The organism is Microcystis wesenbergii FACHB-1317, from assembly GCF_014696875.1.
In the GTDB taxonomy this organism is placed as follows: domain Bacteria; phylum Cyanobacteriota; class Cyanobacteriia; order Cyanobacteriales; family Microcystaceae; genus Microcystis; species Microcystis wesenbergii_A.
The window spans coordinates 1-4402 of the sequence record NZ_JACJQV010000037.1; the positions used below are offsets into that span (position 1 = coordinate 1).

At 46.2% G+C, this 4402-nt stretch carries 5 protein-coding genes; 2 read left to right on the plus strand and 3 right to left on the minus strand.

What is annotated here, in order from left to right:
* The 3 genes from H6F92_RS00635 to H6F92_RS00645 form a co-directional block, all read right to left on the minus strand.
* The coding region (locus H6F92_RS00635; RefSeq protein ID WP_190356424.1) for an ISAs1 family transposase at window positions 1-504 on the minus strand (504 nt) is incomplete at its 3' end.
* A 144-nt stretch (window positions 505-648) separates the two neighbouring features.
* Window positions 649-1908 (minus strand): L-lactate MFS transporter, encoded by a 1260-nt coding sequence (locus H6F92_RS00640; protein WP_190356428.1) that lies wholly within the window; start codon window positions 1906-1908, stop codon window positions 649-651.
* Between the two features lie 170 nt (window positions 1909-2078).
* Window positions 2079-2678, minus strand: coding sequence for a peroxiredoxin (locus H6F92_RS00645; RefSeq protein WP_002735961.1), 600 nt, complete (start codon window positions 2676-2678; stop codon window positions 2079-2081).
* Window positions 2679-3094: 416 nt separating this feature from the next.
* Between H6F92_RS00645 and H6F92_RS00650 the strand changes: the two genes are divergently transcribed.
* Both H6F92_RS00650 and H6F92_RS00655 read left to right on the plus strand, forming a co-directional pair.
* On the plus strand, window positions 3095-3562 hold the full coding sequence (locus H6F92_RS00650; RefSeq protein ID WP_190356429.1) for a helix-turn-helix domain-containing protein: 468 nt from the start codon (window positions 3095-3097) through the stop codon (window positions 3560-3562).
* Window positions 3563-3569: 7 nt separating this feature from the next.
* Entirely contained in the window at window positions 3570-4298 is a 729-nt protein-coding gene (locus tag H6F92_RS00655) for a cysteine peptidase family C39 domain-containing protein (protein WP_242029951.1), read from the plus strand.
* Window positions 4299-4402 lie beyond the last annotated feature (104 nt).

A 4402-nucleotide genomic window follows, 5' to 3' on the forward strand; every position in this document is an offset into this window, starting at 1 on the left:
TTGGAGAGTGCAATCCTCAATTATAGCTTGACCTTCGTCGATTTCAGACCCTTTTTTGTTTTCAATTCTTTTTAAGTGTAATACCAAGCCACTTTCTTGACTAAACAATGAGACAAACATAATAAAATTTTGTTGTTCATTGTTAGGATTCTTTAGAGTGTTTTTGAGACTTTTTCCATCTATGTCTAGCCAATTTATATCACTTCTTTGTCCATATTCTTCTAATGCCCATTCATTAAACATTTTTAACAAAATCTGACCATCAACTCCCATCATCACCCTTCTAATTGTTGAAGAGGATGGGACTCTTTCTGGAATTATGTTAAATTCTTTACTCAGCCTGTGCCGATTATTTTTAGCAAACTCTCCTAGTTCTCTATAACCTGAGTATCCTAGCATTGTTCCCAGTATTATTACTACTAATACTATCCATAAAGGGTGTCTTTTTCCTTTATCTTTCCGAAAGTCCTTGACTTGTTTCAGTTTTTCTATTAAGCTCAACATATATTTGAAAGGTTGGCGGTCACTTATCATTTTACCTGACAGTGATCGCTTTTACTTTTGATATTCTGATGGGAGAATGAAACAGCCCTAGGGGGGTTGGGGGGGCCACACCCTGCCACCACCGAAAAACTTTTTCAGCAGACCCTAGCTAGGATTTGATAGCTGCGATCGCTCTCTTTTCAGTAAGGCACTAGCGAGAAAAATGCCCAGTATTGCCAATACAGCCATGGCATAAAAAGCATAAGTGTAAGTACCGAACCAATCGCGAATTCTACCGGTTACTAAAGTTCCGATCAAAGCACCGACACCGTAGGCAGTAAAAACAATGCCGTAATTTTGGGCGTAGTGGTCAGGATTAAAGAAGTGGAGAGTGGTAGCGGGAGCTAGGGCTAACCATCCCCCTAAACAGAACCAAAATAGACAAAAAGCCACCAGATAGCTAGTAACTGCCCCTTTTTCGGCCTTGACCATCAACAGGCAACCGATCAAAATGAGTGTATAGGCCCCGATCGCTAGATAATGGGGTTTCCAGCGATCGCTTAACCAACCGAACAAAGGACGACTAATACCATTAAACAAGGCAAATAGCGCAACACTACTAGCGGCTAACCCCGGCTCAATCTGAATAATTTCCTCAGCGACAGGACTAGAAATACCGATAGCACTCAAGCCAATTAAAGCACCAATAGCATAGCAAAGCCATAAGCCATAAAATGAGCGACTTTTCAGCATATTCACTGGATAATTAGCCTGAAAGTCGGATTTTCGGTTAGCTAAATTTAGCGGAGGTTGCCAGTCCTGGGGGGGTAATTTCATGGCGAGGGCAATCATCACAATAATTATTGTAAAGATAATCCCCAAAAATCTTAAACTTGGTCGAACGCTATATTCATTGATCAATCGATTGGCTAAAGGTGCGGTAATCAGGGGAGAAAGGCCAAATCCGATGATAGTTAAACCCACCGCTAAACCTTTTTTGTCGGGAAACCAGCGTGCCACCACTGCCATGGGAACACCGTAAGCGATGCCGACTCCCGTGCCAGCAATGACTCCGTAGGTCAGAATAATTGTCTGGATCTGAGCGGCAAAACTAGCGAGAATATAGCCTAAACCGACGATAATTCCGCCGATAGCGGTCATCCTGCGAGTGCCTACCCGGGGGATATAAAAACCGGCGATCGGCATAGAAGCGGCATAAAATACTAGGGCCACAGTGTAGGGTAATAGGCTTTCCGTGGCGCTGAGATTTAATTCTGTTTCTAGGGGTTTTCTAAAGATACTCCAAGAGTACACCGTCCCTAAACAGAGTAAAACACCCATTCCTAGAGGTATTAATAACCATCTACCTTTGGCTGCGGGTAATCCCAAAACTGTCAACTCGGAATCATAATTACTGTTAGTCATAGATCGCCGTGACTCTTTCTAGACTTGTCTGCCCAGTATTCTAGATGAGGTCATGGCTAATAGGGCAAATTTTCCAGAAAATTTTCCGATTAAAATGAGGGGCGAATTATTTCGCCCCCCTTTAAAAGTTTCCCCCCATCTATAGCTGAGGGACTTCTGAGGATTTTTAACTAAACTGCCGCGAAGTAAACTTTCGACTTCACAGGATCGGGAACCATAGTAGCATCCCCTTCTTGCCAACCGGCGGGACAAACTTCATCCGGGTGGGATTGGACGTATTGAATCGCTTTTAGAGTGCGGAGGGTTTCATCGACACTGCGACCAAAGGAAAGATTATTAATAGTAGCGTGTTGGATAACACCTTCTTTATCGATGATAAACAGACCGCGCAGGGACACTCCCGCATCAGGATCAAGAACATTGTAAGCGGTGCTGATTTCTTTTTTCAGATCCGACACCAACGGATAGGCCACATCACCGACACCGCCGGATTTTCTCTCGGTTTGAATCCATGCTAGGTGAGCAAATTCGCTATCGACGGACACCCCTAAAATCTCGGTGTTGATGCTGGCAAATTCGCTAACTCGATCGCTGAAAGCGGTAATTTCCGTGGGGCAAACAAAGGTAAAATCGAGGGGATAGAAGAATAAAACGACGTATTTACCCCGATAATCCGATAATTTGATGGTTTTGAACTCTTGATCGAAAACGGCGGTCGCGGTGAAATCCGGCGCCGCTTGTCCGACTCTTAAGCAACCTTCGGCGGTCATACTTTTAATCTCCTTAATCTAGTTTCTGGGAAAATGCAACTATTTTTACATTCCTTAACAACTATATCATAGTCATAACGATTTTGAGTAGTCAGCAATCAGTGATCAGTTATCAGTTATCAGTTATCAGTGGCTAGTGGGGAGATAGGGAGATAGGGAGATAGGGAGATGGGGTGGTCACTGCGTGCGCGTTGCGGGGGGTGATGGGGGTTAGGTGTTAGAGAGGTTTGATCGGGCGAGAGAAAAAGAATTTAATAGACTCCATAATGTTCACTTTCGCAGCTGAAATAATAATTTAAGGACAGCGAAAGAGATCGTCGCCCAGCGAATTCAGCCCATCGTACAACTTAGTACAACTTTCTTGCCTCAACGCTCCTCCACGCTGCTGTCTGCTTTTACTTATAGTTGCAAAGGCTATGTCATCAAGCACTGGTAAATATCTATCCCCATCCCAACGTCAGCAACTTCTCGAAATCTTAACAGAACCGAATATCTCTGATGTTGATCGCAAACGGATTCAAATCATTCTTTTCGCTGACGAGGGCAAATCCCAGGGCGAGATCCGTAAGCTTCTCGATTGTACTGCCGCCACCGCTAGTAAATGGATACTGATCGCCGAGAGTGGCAAGATTGATCGCTGGCAGAAATACCGCCGCGGTCGCCCGCAAAAAGTTGATCAACCTTACCTCGATCGCCTGAAGGAACTGATTAGTAAATCCCCCCGGGATTTCGGCTATTCCTTTAAGCGATGGTCGGGAGTTTGCTTAGCGCGGCATCTAGAGAAAGAATTCGGGGTTGCGCTCACCCCCACCCACGTCAATCGCCTCCGCAAACAGCTACAGCCGATCCGCATCGTCGATCTTTCTCCTTCAGCCAAAGCTTAAAACAACTATGCTCGATACTCACAGCCTCGTCAATCCCTGGCCGGAATTCCTGTCCGAAACCCAGTGGCGGAGTCTCCCAAAAACAGCGATCGCCCTCTCTCCCGAAGCAGGTACCCTGTCCCTACAGCCCGGATTATACCTAGTCGTTCGCGGCAAAGTTCGGATAGCGAACTCGCAACAAAAAGAGATGATCGCGCTCAAAACCGACGAATTTTTTGGAGAATTCACCCTCTTTCCCCGATCGGGTTTTCTGCCCTACTCGGTTCGAGTCTCGGTGAAGGCGGAACTACTTCTTATCCCCGAGTCCGCCCTGAGGCCGATCCTGAAAAAACACCCCGCCCTGAAAAAAACATTACTGCAACGGGCGCGGGAAATTGAGCAACTTCTTGGGACGAAGACAGAAGAAACGGACAAAAAAAGCGATCGAGCCTATTTTCCCTCTCCGGCGCAGCGGTTAGGTCACTGGATCGGTCAATCCCTCCGCCGTTATCCCTTCTTCGAGCAACAGTCCGCCTCCGATTGCGGGGCGGCCGGTTTAGTCATGATCGCCCGTTATTGGGGCAAAAGAATCAGCGTCAACCGTTTGCGGGAAATGGCCAACGTCAACCGCGACGGGGCAACCCTGTCGGGACTGATCACCGCGGCGGAAAATATCGGCCTCTCCACCCGTCCGGTAAAAGCGACTCTAGAGGGATTAGTGGGACTTAAACAAATTTTAAGCCCAAACAAAGCCTAAACTGGCTTTGTAAGCGGCAAACACATCCCGATTCTCGGTCAGCCACTCAAAGAAACGGAAAGACATCGCTGTCCGAAAAGCTTCTAAAGCTTCCACAAAAGTGT